At 41.9% G+C, this 14,316-nt stretch carries 14 protein-coding genes; 9 read left to right on the forward strand and 5 right to left on the reverse strand.

Going from position 1 to position 14,316, the window contains the following annotated elements; translation table 11 throughout:
* The first annotated feature begins 72 nt into the window (after window positions 1–72).
* The 4 genes from CJ483_RS14765 (at window position 73) to CJ483_RS14775 (ending at window position 2,589) form a co-directional block, all read left to right on the forward strand.
* Window positions 73–750, forward strand: a complete 678-nt coding sequence (locus CJ483_RS14765; RefSeq protein WP_481747718.1) for a response regulator transcription factor — start codon at window positions 73–75, stop codon at window positions 748–750.
* Between the two features lie 26 nt (window positions 751–776).
* On the forward strand, window positions 777–1,829 hold the full coding sequence (locus CJ483_RS14770) for a histidine kinase dimerization/phospho-acceptor domain-containing protein (RefSeq protein WP_342754181.1): 1,053 nt from the start codon (window positions 777–779) through the stop codon (window positions 1,827–1,829).
* On the forward strand, window positions 1,811–2,119 hold the full coding sequence (locus tag CJ483_RS25510; RefSeq protein ID WP_342754183.1) for a sensor histidine kinase: 309 nt from the start codon (window positions 1,811–1,813) through the stop codon (window positions 2,117–2,119). Before CJ483_RS14770 ends, CJ483_RS25510 begins: the two co-directional genes overlap by 19 nt.
* A 77-nt stretch (window positions 2,120–2,196) precedes the next feature.
* A complete protein-coding gene (locus CJ483_RS14775) occupies window positions 2,197–2,589 on the forward strand; it encodes a hypothetical protein (protein ID WP_120035934.1) in 393 nt (130 codons plus the stop codon).
* 51 nt (window positions 2,590–2,640) lie between these two features.
* On the opposite strand, the gene CJ483_RS14780 is transcribed toward CJ483_RS14775, so the two are convergent.
* Window positions 2,641–3,561, reverse strand: a complete 921-nt coding sequence (locus CJ483_RS14780; protein WP_182917063.1) for a DMT family transporter — start codon at window positions 3,559–3,561, stop codon at window positions 2,641–2,643.
* Between the two features lie 338 nt (window positions 3,562–3,899).
* Window positions 3,900–4,808 carry a DMT family transporter gene (locus tag CJ483_RS14785; RefSeq protein ID WP_120035936.1) on the reverse strand — a complete coding sequence of 303 codons (909 nt, stop codon included), beginning with the start codon at window positions 4,806–4,808 and terminating at the stop codon, window positions 3,900–3,902.
* Between the two features lie 145 nt (window positions 4,809–4,953).
* Between CJ483_RS14785 and CJ483_RS14790 the strand changes: the two genes are divergently transcribed.
* Both CJ483_RS14790 and brnQ read left to right on the forward strand, forming a co-directional pair.
* Window positions 4,954–6,357: an aminotransferase-like domain-containing protein gene (locus CJ483_RS14790; RefSeq protein WP_259455808.1), complete on the forward strand. Its 1,404-nt coding sequence runs from the start codon at window positions 4,954–4,956 to the stop codon at window positions 6,355–6,357.
* A gap of 348 nt (window positions 6,358–6,705) precedes the next feature.
* Entirely contained in the window at window positions 6,706–8,025 is a 1,320-nt protein-coding gene (gene brnQ, locus CJ483_RS14795) for a branched-chain amino acid transport system II carrier protein (RefSeq protein ID WP_120035938.1), read from the forward strand.
* A 45-nt stretch (window positions 8,026–8,070) separates the two neighbouring features.
* Here brnQ and sspK read toward each other — a convergent pair whose 3' ends face one another.
* The 3 genes from sspK to CJ483_RS14810 form a co-directional block, all read right to left on the reverse strand.
* Window positions 8,071–8,232, reverse strand: a complete 162-nt coding sequence (gene sspK, locus CJ483_RS14800) for a small, acid-soluble spore protein K (RefSeq protein WP_120035939.1) — start codon at window positions 8,230–8,232, stop codon at window positions 8,071–8,073.
* Window positions 8,233–8,359: 127 nt separating this feature from the next.
* On the reverse strand, window positions 8,360–9,163 hold the full coding sequence (locus CJ483_RS14805; RefSeq protein WP_142927232.1) for a histidine racemase CntK family protein: 804 nt from the start codon (window positions 9,161–9,163) through the stop codon (window positions 8,360–8,362).
* 121 nt (window positions 9,164–9,284) lie between these two features.
* On the reverse strand, window positions 9,285–10,511 hold the full coding sequence (locus CJ483_RS14810) for a MerR family transcriptional regulator (protein WP_120035941.1): 1,227 nt from the start codon (window positions 10,509–10,511) through the stop codon (window positions 9,285–9,287).
* A gap of 173 nt (window positions 10,512–10,684) precedes the next feature.
* On the opposite strand from CJ483_RS14810, the gene CJ483_RS14815 reads away from it, so the two are divergent.
* From CJ483_RS14815 to CJ483_RS14825, 3 genes are all read left to right on the forward strand, one after another.
* A complete protein-coding gene (locus CJ483_RS14815) occupies window positions 10,685–11,863 on the forward strand; it encodes a M20 metallopeptidase family protein (protein WP_120035942.1) in 1,179 nt (392 codons plus the stop codon).
* A gap of 144 nt (window positions 11,864–12,007) precedes the next feature.
* On the forward strand, window positions 12,008–13,201 hold the full coding sequence (locus tag CJ483_RS14820; RefSeq protein ID WP_259455670.1) for a hypothetical protein: 1,194 nt from the start codon (window positions 12,008–12,010) through the stop codon (window positions 13,199–13,201).
* Between the two features lie 162 nt (window positions 13,202–13,363).
* Window positions 13,364–14,275 (forward strand): DMT family transporter, encoded by a 912-nt coding sequence (locus CJ483_RS14825; RefSeq protein ID WP_120035943.1) that lies wholly within the window; start codon window positions 13,364–13,366, stop codon window positions 14,273–14,275.
* Window positions 14,276–14,316 lie beyond the last annotated feature (41 nt).

Below are 14,316 nucleotides of genomic sequence, written 5' to 3' on the forward strand. Positions count from 1 at the left end.
TTTAAGATTTTGTGTATTCGGTTGTTTTTTCGCTACAATAAAAGAAATATGAACGAAATGGGGCCGCTGCAGGTGAGAAAAATTTTAGTCGTTGATGATGATAAAAACATACTTGAACTAGTAAGCATTCATTTAACATACGCGGGATACCAGGTGATGAAGGCGGAAAATGGAGTGCAGGCGCTCGGCATTTTGAAAAATGAATTCCCTGATTTAGTTGTTGCAGATGTGATGATGCCTGGGATGGACGGTTTTGAGTTAACAAGAAAATTAAGAGAAGACCAGGACGTCCCGGTATTGCTGCTCACTGCAAAGGGGGAGTTGGAGGATAAGGAACAGGGCTTTCTTGCAGGTTCGGATGATTATATGGTCAAGCCGTTTGAACCGAAGGAGCTGCTCTTTCGTATTGCTGCCATTCTAAGGCGCTACGATAAGCCGACAGATACGATCCTCCAGGTGGGCTCTGTAATAATTAATCGCAAAAACTTTGAAGTAACTGCAGGAGCTAATACGTTAATTATGCCGTTGAAAGAATTTGAGGTGCTAGCCTTGCTTGCTTCTAAACCGAATCAAGTATTTCAGCGTGCTGCCATTATGGAGAGCGTTTGGGGCTTTGATTATGAGGGAGATGAACAAACACTGAATACGCACATTAAGCGAATCCGTGAGCGCCTCGCGAAAATTTCAAAAGATGTTGAGATTGTGACGGTTCGTGGCATTGGTTACAAGTTAGAGGTACACAGCTCATGAAATCGTTGTATGGGAAGTTCCTGTTAATGACTGCATTAATTATGATATTTAGTACAGTAAGCGGCTTTCTTATAACCAATACGTACTACCATCGAGTGGTGAAAGAGCGTAATGATAAAAAGAATGTGGAGATTGCCAAGACAATTGTTAAGCATATTGAGGAGACGCCGCAACTCAACTTAAATGAGTACTTACAGACGATTAGCGATATCGGCTATCAGCTTTATGTGGTTGACGCCCCCGGCAGCGAATCTTTTTACGACGGCAAATACCGTGTGAAAAACTTAGATAAGTCAGCTGTGAAGCAGGTACTGGCGGGGCGTATTTATCATGGAATGAGGGACTTTCCACGTGAAACATTTGTGACAGGCTTCTTTGCCAATGAACTATCAAATACAATTGGAGTCCCATTCAAGTATGAGAGCAGGCGATACGCGCTCTTTATCCGGCCGGATATTAAGCTGTTATTTAGTGAAGTTCATACCCTTATGGGCGGCCTTGTGATTGCTACTGCTCTTTTAAGTTTGCTTGCGATGCTGCTTGTAGCAAAGATGCTTATCGTGCCAATTACTCAGTTAACTGCCGCGACGAAGCGTATTGCCAATGAGAGATATGACATGCAGTTAAATATTGATCGGAAAGACGAAATTGGCCAATTAGCGGCAAGCTTCAATACCATGACGGAACAGCTCCAGGAAAATGATAACATACGCAAAGAATTTATTAGCAATGTTTCGCATGACTTTCAATCACCGCTGCTTAATATTCAAGGATATGCCGGATTGCTGGAAGCGGACAATCTAGCCGATGAAGAGCGAAAAAATTATGCGGGTATTATTCAATCAGAAACCAATCGTTTGTCGAAGCTGACACGCCAGCTTTTATTGTTAACCTCTCTTGATCAGTCCTCTTGCATGGTGAAATTTAAAGATTACCGGTTAGATGAACAGCTAAAAGCCTGTATTAATAAGTACCGCTGGTGGCTCGAAGACGAGAACATTCATTTACATTTAAGAATGGAGCCGACGATGTACCGGGGGATGAGGCTTTATTTGAAAATGTGTGGGATAATCTGCTGACGAATGCGATTAAATATAACCTTCCCGAAGGAGAAATTCATATTGCGCTGGAGAGGCAAGAGGATTATACCGAGGTAACCATACAAGATACAGGAATCGGAGTTTCAGAGACAGAACAAGCTCAGCTGTTTCATCGTTTTTATCGGGCAGATGCATCGCGTACAAAAGAAGGAACAGGACTTGGCTTGTCCATCGTGAAACAAATCATTGAGCTGCATAAAGGAGAAATTCATGTGGCGAGTGCACCAGGTCAAGGAACGTCATTTACGATTAAACTGCCAAATTTGTAATACAAAGTTCATATAAAGTTTATATTGACAGCGTAGTATAACCTCCATAGAGATAAATATTTATGGAGGTTAATAGAATGGAGAAAAAATGGAGTCTCAGATTAATTCGGCTGGCTGCGATTTTTGGCTTATTAGGAGCGATACTCGGGTCGCATATGGCGGGCTCGGGCAGCTACCAGTTTCGTCCCATTCATGCGCATATTTTAGTTGTCGGCTGGTTGTCGGTTTTTGCGTGGGGCATTTTCTATCGTGTGTACACAATCAAGTCTTCAAAGCTAGTATCTGTTCATGGCTGGACGGCAGTGATCGGATCCATCGGTTTAACAGCCGGCATGTGGCTAAATGCTCTAAAGCCATTTAATGTTAATGACACATTCGCTTTAGTTTTCTATATCGTTGGCGGAACGATCCTGTTAGTCAGCTTTGGAATTTTTATTATCACTACGTTCATGATTGATACGAGAGAATGAAGGAGGCGGTCTATATGCAGACCGCCTCCTTATATTTCATCTATTTAGAAATTAGAAGGAAGAAGGATGTTTCAAATCACTTAACGGCTTTGGCTTACGAAAAAGATCGAAAGCTTCCGTAATAAAAATGCCGCCTAAAATAAACAAAATCCCCATGCCAGTGTTGAAAGTTAAGGATTCTCCCCATAGCCACCATGATAGTAAGAAAGCAAAGACAGATTCCAACGATAAAAGCAGGCTTACATGTGTAGGTGGAGAAAATTGCTGAGCTTTAATTTGCACGATATAAGCTAACAATGTTCCGATCAACAAGTCAAAGGTATACGCATACCACCCGTAAGAAGATAAAGGCGTTGGGAACGGCTCCAGCCAAACAGCAAATGGCAAACTAAATACTCCGACGATTAATAATTGAATAGCGATAAAGCTGAGTGAATCAACAGATTCGTTATTTTGATAAGCGCGGTCTACTAATATAACGTGAATAGCAAAAAAGAAGGCGCAAAGGAATACTAAAATATCCCCGGCATTGACCCCTGTCCAGCCTCCATGCCATGAAAGAATGACGAGTCCCAGGAACGTAAGCAGACTTCCTAACAATGCTCCTCTCTGGATGGCTACTTTTGACCAAAAAAAGTATAAGAAAGGAACGATGACCACCATTGTTCCGGTTAAGACTCCAGCCTTGCCGGGAGTAGTCAGCTCAATGCCTATTGTTTGCAAGGCAAATCCTGCCCATAAAGCGGTTCCGGCAAAAATACCGTATTTCCACATCTGCTTTGACATATTCTTAATATCTTTCCATTTAAATAATAAAAGAATAAGCGCAGCAAGGAAAAATCTTGTTCCAATAAAGTACAAAGGAGTAATTTCATTTAACAAATCTTTGGTCAAGACAAAGCTGTATCCCCAGCCAAGTGAGATTCCAACCAGGGAAAAGTCTGCAATGATGACTTTCTTTTTTAACGACAATCTATCCCTCCTAAGAGCAGCCCTATTCGGGGCTGTGCCATACTCTATGCAAGAATTGCACCAAAAACAAAAAAGCGGCACAGAGAAGCGTGCCAAGCAACGACAGATTGGGGATCGGATGAATGAAATGAATCTAGTAGAGACCGTCTGTATATAAGATTTTTCAAATGAAATATTCAAAAAAACATACTTTATTCCGTATAGAATAACGAGCCACCCAGTCACTCGGTATTAACCGAGAACACTCTCTGGATTTAATCATAAGGAGAATCAGGCCTACCGGTGTTACCAACCTATTCGGACGGACTGGCTACGCTTGCCTCATGATTGTAGGCTCTTTAAGTCTCACCTCTAACAGCCATCTCCTTTATCGGCCGGGCCCTTTCTCTTTTCTCTTTCCAAAGCGGGAAGCTAACACCAGCTAAAGTCAGAATCCCACCGGACAGTGAAAGGAGAGAAGGTACTTCCCCTAGACACATCCATGAGATAATTAGAGCGGCTATCGGAGTTAAATAAAGAGAACTGGTTGCTTCCGAAGCCCCTGCTTTTGAGATCATATAGGCTACAGCGAAATATGGAACAATCGTCGGAAATAGGCCTAAATAAATAACAGCAAAGGTGGCAGAGGAAGAGGCTGCTACTATTTCTGCTGCAGCACCCGGTAGAAAAAATAACATAAAGAAAGTCCCGGATAAGATGGTGTAAACCGTAAACGGTATGAATCCATATTTGTTTAAGTAGTTTGTTTGAAAGACAAAATAACAACTTTCACTTATTGCTGCAATCAAAATCAGCAGAACACCTGCAGCCACAGCTGATAATGAGCCGCCGTTTCCAAGTGAAATGACAGCCACTCCTGAAAAAGCGATCAGCGAGCCGATCCATCCCATTTTAGAAAATCTTTCTTTAAGAAAAACAGCAGCTAATACAGCAGAAAAGATCGGTGTGATGGATATTAATAAGCTGGCAACACCGGCGCTCACTGTTTTTTCACCTACGCTTAACGCGGTATGATAAACAGTAAACCCTAAAAAACCTAGCAGTAAAATAGCTGGTACATCTTTCAGGTCAGGCAGTTTTATTCTCTTGGCAACAGCAAAAATAACTAATCCAATCGAGCCGATAAGAAGCCGCAGTAAAGCAAGGTGTTCCGGGCTATAGGATGCAAGAGCGATTTTAATACCCGGGAAAGCAGAGCCCCAGGCAATAACAGTCATACTGTAGGCTATGGCTATTCTCCAATTCATAACAATCCCCGTTTCTCTTATTTATTAAAGTTTCTGGTGAATTTATAATAAGGTAACTGGTATTGGAAATCGCCAACCAATCGACTAGAAAAAAAACCAACAGAAGCAGGAATGCGGATAGAGAGGAGGCCTTTCGTTGAGTAAGATGCCCCGTTATCTTCAGATTGTCCATTCAATTCGTGAGAAAATAGACAAGGGGGAATGGGTGGTCGGAAGCAGAATTCCTCCCCAAAGAGCCATCGCCGAACAGTTCGCTGTAAATAGAAGCACAGTGATTACTGCCATTGAAATTTTGAAGGCGGAGGGCCTGCTCGAAGGCAGAGCAGGTAGTGGCGTATATGTGGTGAACAATCGCTGGTCGCTCTCAGCTGCTATCTCTCCCCCGGATTGGGAGAATTTGACCCAGTGGTCTTTACAGCCTTCAAGTAATCAAACGGTACAGTCAATCAATGAACTGGAAAATAGAAAGGATGTCATTCAGTTAAGTAAAGGCGAGCTTGGTCCCGACTTGTTTCCGCAAGCCGACATAGCTGCAGCCCTTACGAAGGTTTCAGGCGAGTTGCAGGAATTTGGTTACGGAAATGGATTAGGGGATGCAGGATTAAGAAGGGAAATCAGCAGGCATATGGAGGAATATGGACTATCTATTGCGCCGGAGAGTATATTGATCGTATCAGGTGCTTTGCAAGCTCTTACGCTCATTGCTATTGGCATATTAAAAAAAGGCTCTACCGTTTTTTTGGAGAACCCTTCGTATTTGCATTCAGTCAATTTATTCCGTACGGCAGAGATTTCCATCAGGCCGATTTCTGTTCATGAGAATGGTTTGAATATAGAGGAGCTTTTTCAACAAAACATCCCAAAAGGCTCATCTGCCCTTTATATTAATCCAACTTATCAGAATCCTACGGGTACTACGATGTCAAAGGAGCACAGACAGTTATTGATGGACAAGTGCCGGTATTTTCAGTTGCCGGTAATCGAAGATGATATATTTAGAGACCTATGGATTGATGAGCCTGCACCGGCACCTTTGAAGACGCTGGATAAGAGCGGGCAAGTTTTGTATGTAGGCAGCTTCTCGAAAACGGTCGCTCCCGGTCTTCGAATCGGCTGGCTTGCCGGGCCAGAAGACGTCGTTAAGCGTCTTAGTGATGTCAGAATGCAGACCGATTATGGTTCTAGTTATTTATCACAAGTACTGGTCAGAGAGTTGCTTCGTTCCAGACTGTATGAGAAGCATTTGAGAAAAGTAAGAATCTATTTAAAGGAAAGAAGGGCGCATCTGCTTAAGCTATTGCGTTTGCATTTAAGTGAGTATGCTACATGGCGTGCTGCCTCAGGGGGATTTTTTATATGGGTTACTTTAAATAAAAAGGTGAATATGCATGCATTTTTTAAAGCGTGCTTAAATAGCGGCGTATTAATCAATCCTGGCTTTATATACAATGATAGCCATTCGACTATACGGTTATCTTATTCCTATGAGGAAGTTGAGCGCATGGAAGTAGCTATTATCAAAATTAAGAAAGTTTTAGAAGGACAGTAGTTATTTTTTTAGGTCTCTATGAGTAAGGCCTACCCAGGGGGGTTCTTAGTAAAAATATCTTTACTCAAAGAGAGAAAATTTTCCCTTTATTTTCGAATGTTTGCGGTTATTTCTCCAAAATACTCTCCTTTTATGTCATTTGTAAATAGCGGAAAGATCACGTTATTACAGGATATAACTAATATAGCAAGACAGCATTTGCTTCGTAACAATTAGTTGGCATGGAAGTTGCAATTTGTTTAAAACAAATGGGAGATCGCTGATTTTAACTAACAAGATAACTGGCGCGCGCTATAAAAATGAACGCGGTTTCCCAGAGAGTGAAATTGGGAGAAAGGATGCAACAAGATGAACAAGACGATACAACATAGCCTGATATTGGGCTTTGCCTTATTTGCTCTTTACTTTGGAGCGGGCAACTTAATTTTCCCGCCGTCTATCGGCAATGTGTCAGGGACCAACTGGATTCCGGCATTGGCTGGCTTTACAGTTACAGGTATTATACTTCCTTTGCTCGCGGTTATTGCCATCTTGAATGCCGGTGGAAGGTTTGAAGAGCTGACAAGACCGATTAGCCCTTGGTTTTATAAGGTCTTTAATCTTTTGCTTATGGTCGGAATTGGTATGCTCGTTACAATCCCGCGAATGGCCGCTACTACACATGAATTGGGAGTTCAAACCTTATTTCCTCAAGTTCCTTCTGTTTTAACCATCGTCGTTTTTTTTGCCATTAGTTTTTATTTTGCGATGGACGAATCAAATGTTATTGATAAGATCGGGAAAATCTTAACGCCTCTTCTCGTTATCATTCTTTTAGCAGTCGTAGGCAAAGGGATATTCTATCCGATTGGAACCCCAGTTGCAACAGATTTAAAAGGACCTTTTTCAAATGCTTTTATTAGCGCTTACCAGACAGGTGATATTGTGACCGGCATTTTTTGTGCCCCCATATTTATTGCTGCTATTACAAGCTACGGGTATAAAGGAGTACAGGCGAGGAAATTAGCTCTTACTGGAACACTTATAGCCGGAGTGGGCCTGCTCATCGTGTATGGAGGCCTTCTCTATATTGGCGCATCAGGCAGTGGAGCCTTTCCTAAAGATATTGGAGATACAGCACTCGTATCGCAACTAGTCCATACATTGTTAGGAAGAGCGGGAACAGTTGCTTTATCGATTGCTATTGCTCTGGCGTGTCTCACTTCGACTATCGGCGTTATTGCCGTTATTGCCGAGTTCTTAATGAAGCTGACTAATGAGAAGATAGGCTATCGTTCTTGGTTGCTCGTTATTTGTATGACAGGCACTGTCATTGGCACAATGGGCGTTGGGAAAATCGTTAACTATGCGATGCCAATCTTCTTGGCGTTGTATCCAGTAGCCATTGTGTTGGTCTTCTTGGGAGTGTTCCGCAAATATATTCCCAATGCAGGAGTCTACAGAGGAGCCATTCTTTTAACATTCATTGTCAGTCTATTCGAAACATTAGGGTCTGTTTTAAACATTGGATTTTTAAGCAGTGTGGTTTCCATGCTTCCGCTCAGTGCAAATGGGTTTTCATGGCTTGCACCTGCCATCGTTGGGTTAATAGCCGGAGCGCTTATCGACAAGGCGAATGGCCAGAAGAAAAGCCAGGAATCTGTTTTGGATCATGCAGAAAACAAATAAGCGTTATACGGTTAAAAAAAGCAGGAGGGAAGCCCCTCCTGCTTTTTAAGATTCCGTTGTTCTTTCGCTTGATGCCTTCATTCGCTCCTGCGGATGGGTATTCGTTGTGCCGTCCGCCCGTTTAGACGCATATCGCGCTTTAGCACGAGCTTTTTCACCCTCGCCAGTCATATTATCATCGGGAAAGTTCTTCGCTTTGTTTCTCATTGTTCTCCTCCAAGCGCAAAGTAAAAAGTGTAAGCTCTCACGCACTATTAGTATGAGTAGAAGATAAAAAAGTATAAGGGCTGTCCCGATAAAATTTGTGGGAAACGTAAAATAATATTTTCGCTTTTTACCGCTCTGATTCGAGGTTAACCGTTCCTTCAGAGGTAAAACGAACATTGGTTGATATGGAATTTTTTTTGCCGGCTTCTACATGTATGATGCCTCCTGGCTGGTGGACAATGAATGTGTGATCTTGATTGTCTTGAGTTAAATGAACACCAAGAGCTAATGTGCCGGAGCCACAGGCACGCTCGAAAAATTTGCTGCCAGTTTCTTTAACGTAGACAAAGGGACGGATTTCATATTCATTTTTCGTTAATTTTTTATAGGGAATAATTCCAATAGCTTTATCATCGACTTTTTCCAGAAGCTTCTTGAGAATGAGTTCAAACTCTTCTTCACATAGCCAGCGATCGGTCAAGAAGTGAGTAATTCCCTCCAGCCGTACAAGACTTCCGATAACAGGGTGGTCATTGGCATTAACAGCCAGTTCTTTAATCGAAAGAGGATTGGGCATTTCGGCTTTTGCTTCAAAAAAAGAAGGCGACTTAACGTTTACTTCACAGGCCAGCTGTGTGTCGGAGCCAGAAGACTCCAGAAGAAATCGTGTTTCTGTGCTTAATCCTTTGTAGAGACAATAAGCGGCTGCAGATAAAATCGCGTTACCGCAAAACTCTCCGCCCGACATCTCTAAGCGGAGAACAGAATCATCTCTCTTCGGTGAAACGATAAAACCAACTTGTTCTGCATTCAGGTATTCATAGCCCATGATCGTATTGGCAATCGCAGCATAATGAGCCGGTGCTACGTAGTTTGTAATTAAAGCAGTTATATTTTGTGAAGGACTCGCTTTAATAAAATCAAGCTTCATAATGAAAACTCCTTTTTCGGTAGGCATTTAAGTAGATCCCCTTTTGTTCAGCTGTTGTTAAAGGTTATTTTTAACAACTCGTGCTTCAAAGGGGTCAATGTGGGCATTTCTGTTTGGCCTATTATTCATGGCAATATGCTGCATAGGCGAGCAGCTTCATTTTCTCTCCTGCTTCATGATAGCTGAAATAGCTGCCTGGATCTTCTGTATAGCCAATTTCTTCTTTTTTTGTCGTGAATAGTCTGTTGTGCCGCAGGCCTTTTTCTAAGTAGTCCAAGTGAAGGGCGCGAGAGTTTGCTGCCGGATAAATCGTTTGAATCTTTTTTAGTGATTTAGCATGGGTACTATAGAAGACGTAGCTGCCTATCATGCGCGCCGTCTTTTTTAAATAAGGCTTTAAAATGGCGACCGGTGATTCCTCGTAAATTAAAGAAAATTGAGTAAACGATGTGCTATCAATAAAGAAATCAATCGATTGATGAACTAATGGCAAATGAAGATCACTGTTGACGATATACAAAACGGTTAGATTCGGATTGGCTTTCTCAATTTTTTTCTTTAATTCCACAATTGTCTTAAGGGAATGACAGGTGAAAATGTAATAAGCTTTATCGGAAAGGGATGATAGATATTTAGGTAAAAGCATAGAAACTTCGATATTTGTCTCCACAATGATTTTACCAGCTAAGTCATTTTTCATTAATTCCTTGATCATCCATAGCTTTCCTTTTTCAAGCAGGCTAACAAAGCCAGGGTTCCACTTCTTCACATCAATTTCATAGATCGAATATTTATTCGGTGAAGACTTCAGTTGATCAGTTAAGAGAATTCCTTCTTTGATGATTGCCTGGTAGCCACATGGACAAGAGAGCACGCCTTTATATATATAAAGTCCCTGTATGGAAGCATCTTTTAAGTTTAGTAACTGGTGACAATGCGGACAGCAAAATAAAGGAACAAAGAATAAAGGAATCCCCACTTTAGCAGGATTTGAAAAATCATCTTTGTTTGAATGAATCTTTGTCTCAATCAAATGAATCGCTTTTGAAATTTCATCTTTTTCGATCATCAGGTCAGCTTTTTTTTCGAGAAGCAGATTAGTAAAGTAGCTGGCATCCTCGTTATCATTACTGTTGGTGAGTCGCTTAAGGGACAATATTTTATGGATTTCTTTCAGGGAAAAACGGACCTGTTTTAGCTGATGGATGAAAGCCATATCTTCCAGACACATTTGGTTCATTTGATATTGTGTTTTTTCCTTGTCTGGGATTAAGAGTCCAAGGTCGATATAGTATCTTACTGTATCGATGGACACACCAAATTTCTTGGCGAAACTTCCAATTTTCACCCTGCCATTCCCCCATTTCGTTCTGTTTTATAAAAAGTAGAGTAGGCTCCATTTTTTTCTGAAAATTTAATTAAAACGGTTATTGACATCCGGTTAACACCACTCAATAAACTGATTATACGGAAAAATCAAAAGAATTTGAACCGTTCAAAACAAGTAAGGGGGAATTTCCTATGACGGTGCAACAAGCCTCACTAAAAGAGGAAGTCATTTCATGGAGAAGGCATCTTCACGAGAACCCGGAGCTCTCTTTTCAAGAGATCCAAACTTCTGAGTATGTCTACAACCATCTCACAAGCTTTTCAGGATTGGAAGTAACGAAACCTACAAAAACAAGTGTACTGGCCGTGCTAAGAGGGGCCAAGACGTCTGTTGGGAATCAGCCTGTCATTGCTTTTCGTGCAGATATGGATGCGCTCCCCATTCTGGAAGAGGCAGATACTGCTTTCCCTTCAAAACATCCGGGAATTATGCATGCGTGTGGTCATGACGCTCACACAGCTATGCTGTTAGGTGCAGCGAAAGCGCTTTCTGAGATAAAGGATGAAATTAGTGGGGAAATTCGATTTATCTTTCAGCACGCGGAGGAAATGCCTCCAGGAGGAGCAGGGGAGCTTGTTGAAAAGGGAGTGGTGGATGGAGTCGATTATGCCTTTGCCCTTCACGTAACACCGTATGAACGGACGGGCACAATTTGCATGAGAGAAGGAGTGCTTTGCGCGGGTAACGCAGATTTTGACATCAGAATCATCGGTTACGGCGGTCATGCTTCTACTCCAGAACTGACCATCGACCCAATCATGGTTGGAGCAGAGATAGCAGTGAATATTCAGCAGATCGTTTCTAGAAAACTGCCGGCTTTAAAATCACCGGTTATTTCTGTCACAAAATTCAATGGCGGAAGTGCCCTGAATGTTATTCCGGATACAGTAGAACTCGGCGGGACAATTCGTTCACTTGATGATGATATCCGCTTACAGGCCAAGGATTATGTCAATCAAATTGTAAAAGGACTCACAGAGGCACACGGTGCCAGCTATGAAATCATTTGGCACGAGGGTTATAAAAGTGTAGTGAATGATAAAGAAGCAGTCAAGATTACGAGAGAAGTGGCAGAAGATGTGGTTGGCAAGGAAAATGTGATTCATGTAGAAGAGCCTTTATTTGGGGGAGAAGATTTCTCTGCATTCTCTCAAGAAATCCCCGCTTCTATGCAATTTATCGGTGTTCATGACCCGGACTTTGGCGAAGCATATCCACTGCATCATCCTAAATTTAAAGTGGACGAAGAAGCATTGCAGTTCGGCGTAAATTATTTCGTAGGAATCGCTAAAAAGTTATGTTGTAAATAAAAGTTATTGTATAGGTGATCAGAGAGACGCAGTCAATGAGAAGAAAAGACGACAAGGCTCTCAACATTCAACACTCTAATGATTGAAAGCGTTTTACTTAGAAGAGTTGAAAATCTCATAAACGAAAAAGGGGAAGTGATACGAATGTTGAAAGACCCGGTTATTGCTACTATGATTATTTTGTCATTAATCGTTGTCGGAGAAATTGTGTCAATTAAAACAAGGGCCAGGGTGCCTATGTTGGCCATTGCGTTATTCGGATATTTAGTGCTTATTTGGATCGGCGTGTTTCCGAAGGATCTCCTGGATCATTCGACACTTGCCACACTGGGAGCCTTAATGTTTGCACCACTCGTTGTCCATATGGGAACGTTGATTCCTATGAAGATGATTAAGCAGCAATATAAGTCTGTTATCATTGCACTGATTGGCATCATTCTTTCAACAGGAACGATCCTTTTAGTGGTGACACCGCTCTTTGGTTATGAGACTGCCGCATCCGGCGTCGGTCCGATAAGTGGGGGTGTGGTCGCCTTTATCATTACATCAGATACATTACACGAATTGGGCTTGGCTGCCTTAGTGACCGTGCCAGCTGTTATTCTTGGCTTGCAAACACTGGTCGGGCTACCATTGGCCTCGTTTTTTCTTCGCCGCTATGCCAAGAAGCTTTCAGCGAATTTTGATCAAGAAAAATATCTTGCCGCAACGAGCGAGGTCGTTCTTCCAAACGAGGAAGTGGGTCCAGAAGCAACAAAAGCAGAAAGAAAGCATTGGCTTTCTGATAGGTATGCGACAGCTCCAATTTTAATTTTTCAGTTGTTTATCGGCGGATCTTTAGCTGTTATGCTAGATAAAGTAACAGGCATCAACTATGCTCTTTGGTCATTGGTTATTGGTTTAGTCGGCACATATGTTGGTTTTTACCGTCAAAGCATGCTGGAAAAATCCAACTCCTTTGGGATTGTCATGCTTGCCATCGTATTTGCTATTATTCAGTCTATGAATGGGATCACTTTCCAAATGCTGCTGGATTATTTTCCAGCCGTTATGGCCATTCTTGCTATCGGAGCCGTCGGCATTATCCTTGGTGGGTTCGTCGGTTCAAAAATCGTCAAGTGGGATACAGACAAAGGGGTTCCTGTCGCCTTAACAGCGATGTTTGGCTTTCCAGGTGATTACTTAGTTTGTGAGGAAGTGAGCCGCAGTATCGCAAGGACAAAAGAGGAAGAAGAATATATTTTCAATGAAATTTTATCTCCTATGCTGGTGGGAGGGTTTACAACCGTTACGATTGCTTCCGTTTTTATTGCCGGTGTTGTAATGAGCACACTTTAGAGAAGAAGCTTGTATAACGCTGATCTGTAGCGGTGAAACATCCAGTTTAGTCAGCACGTTTTCCAGCTATTAAAGATTGCTATATTTATGCTTTTTCTATAAGATTGTGTATCTTTTGTTTACACGATATTTTGATCGATGAAATAATGGGAGGTGAAAGCTATGAATAAGAAGGCTTTTTTGATGGCGGCTTTCACTATCATCATATGGGGTTCTTCATTTGCAGCTATTCGCGCAAGTTTGCATGGTGGTTACTCTGCAGGTCATTTGGTTCTTTTCCGCTTTATGATCGCTTCAGGGATTTTTATTTTATATGCTGTTTGGCCGGGAACAAAATTTCGGTTGCCAAAAAAAGAGGACATGATGAGAATCTGTATTCTCGGCTGGGTTGGGATTAGTGTCTATCAGATCTGTGTGACATTTGGAGAAGAAACCGTTACAGCGGGCACAGCTAGTATGTTAATTGCTGCGGCACCCGTTTTTACAGCGGTTATAGCCGTTTTTGTATTGAAAGAGCAGCTAGGCTTATTTGGCTGGATTGGGCTATTTGTTGGGTTTATAGGCATCTTTCTAATTACATTAGGAACAGCAGGGTCTACATTTGGCATTTCCAAAGGAGCCTTTTTACTATTAATTGCGTCGATTGCAACATCCGTTTTTTTCGTTTTTCAAAAACCGCTGTTGTATCGCTATCAACCCATTGAGCTGACCGCTTATTTCACTTGGATAGGCACTTTACCTCTTTTCACTTTCTTTCCCGGTCTCTTCCAACAAATCGAGGGAGCGACAGTGGAAGCGACCATTTCGGCCATATATGTTGGTATTTTTCCAGCTGCTCTAGCCTATGTTACATGGGCTATTGCTTTGTCCATGGGTGAAGCGAGTACTGTGACGAGTATGATGTATATTGAACCGGTGTTCGCTATTCTAGTTGCTTGGATCTGGCTTCATGAGCTGCCGAGTACTTTGTCTGTTGTTGGAGGCATTGTAGCTGTCTTAAGTGTTGTGGTAGTAAATGTATTCGGGAGAAAACAACGAGGAACTTTAAGGAAAAAAGCAGAGAGCAGTGCATAGATTGATCATTTAATTTCTGCTGTTTATAGAAGAGAAATGGA

Origin of the sequence: Bacillus sp. PK3_68, assembly GCF_003600835.1 — a bacterium.
Classification (GTDB): Bacteria; Bacillota; Bacilli; order Bacillales; family Domibacillaceae; genus Pseudobacillus.

Bases quoted from the DNA above. Each gene is read 5' to 3' on its own strand.
- CJ483_RS14825 (WP_120035943.1), top strand. From the start codon at position 13,364: ATGAATAAGAAGGCTTTTTTGATGGCGGCTTTCACTATCATCATATGG.
- CJ483_RS14790 (WP_259455808.1), top strand. From the start codon at position 4,954: ATGCCCCGTTATCTTCAGATTGTCCATTCAATTCGTGAGAAAATAGAC.
- sspK (WP_120035939.1), bottom strand. From the start codon at position 8,232: ATGAGAAACAAAGCGAAGAACTTTCCCGATGATAATATGACTGGCGAG.
- brnQ (WP_120035938.1), top strand. From the start codon at position 6,706: ATGAACAAGACGATACAACATAGCCTGATATTGGGCTTTGCCTTATTT.
- CJ483_RS14820 (WP_259455670.1), top strand. From the start codon at position 12,008: ATGTTGAAAGACCCGGTTATTGCTACTATGATTATTTTGTCATTAATC.
- CJ483_RS14775 (WP_120035934.1), top strand. From the start codon at position 2,197: ATGGAGAAAAAATGGAGTCTCAGATTAATTCGGCTGGCTGCGATTTTT.
- CJ483_RS14770 (WP_342754181.1), top strand. From the start codon at position 777: ATGACTGCATTAATTATGATATTTAGTACAGTAAGCGGCTTTCTTATA.
- CJ483_RS14805 (WP_142927232.1), bottom strand. From the start codon at position 9,163: ATGAAGCTTGATTTTATTAAAGCGAGTCCTTCACAAAATATAACTGCT.
- CJ483_RS14815 (WP_120035942.1), top strand. From the start codon at position 10,685: ATGACGGTGCAACAAGCCTCACTAAAAGAGGAAGTCATTTCATGGAGA.
- CJ483_RS14785 (WP_120035936.1), bottom strand. From the start codon at position 4,808: ATGAATTGGAGAATAGCCATAGCCTACAGTATGACTGTTATTGCCTGG.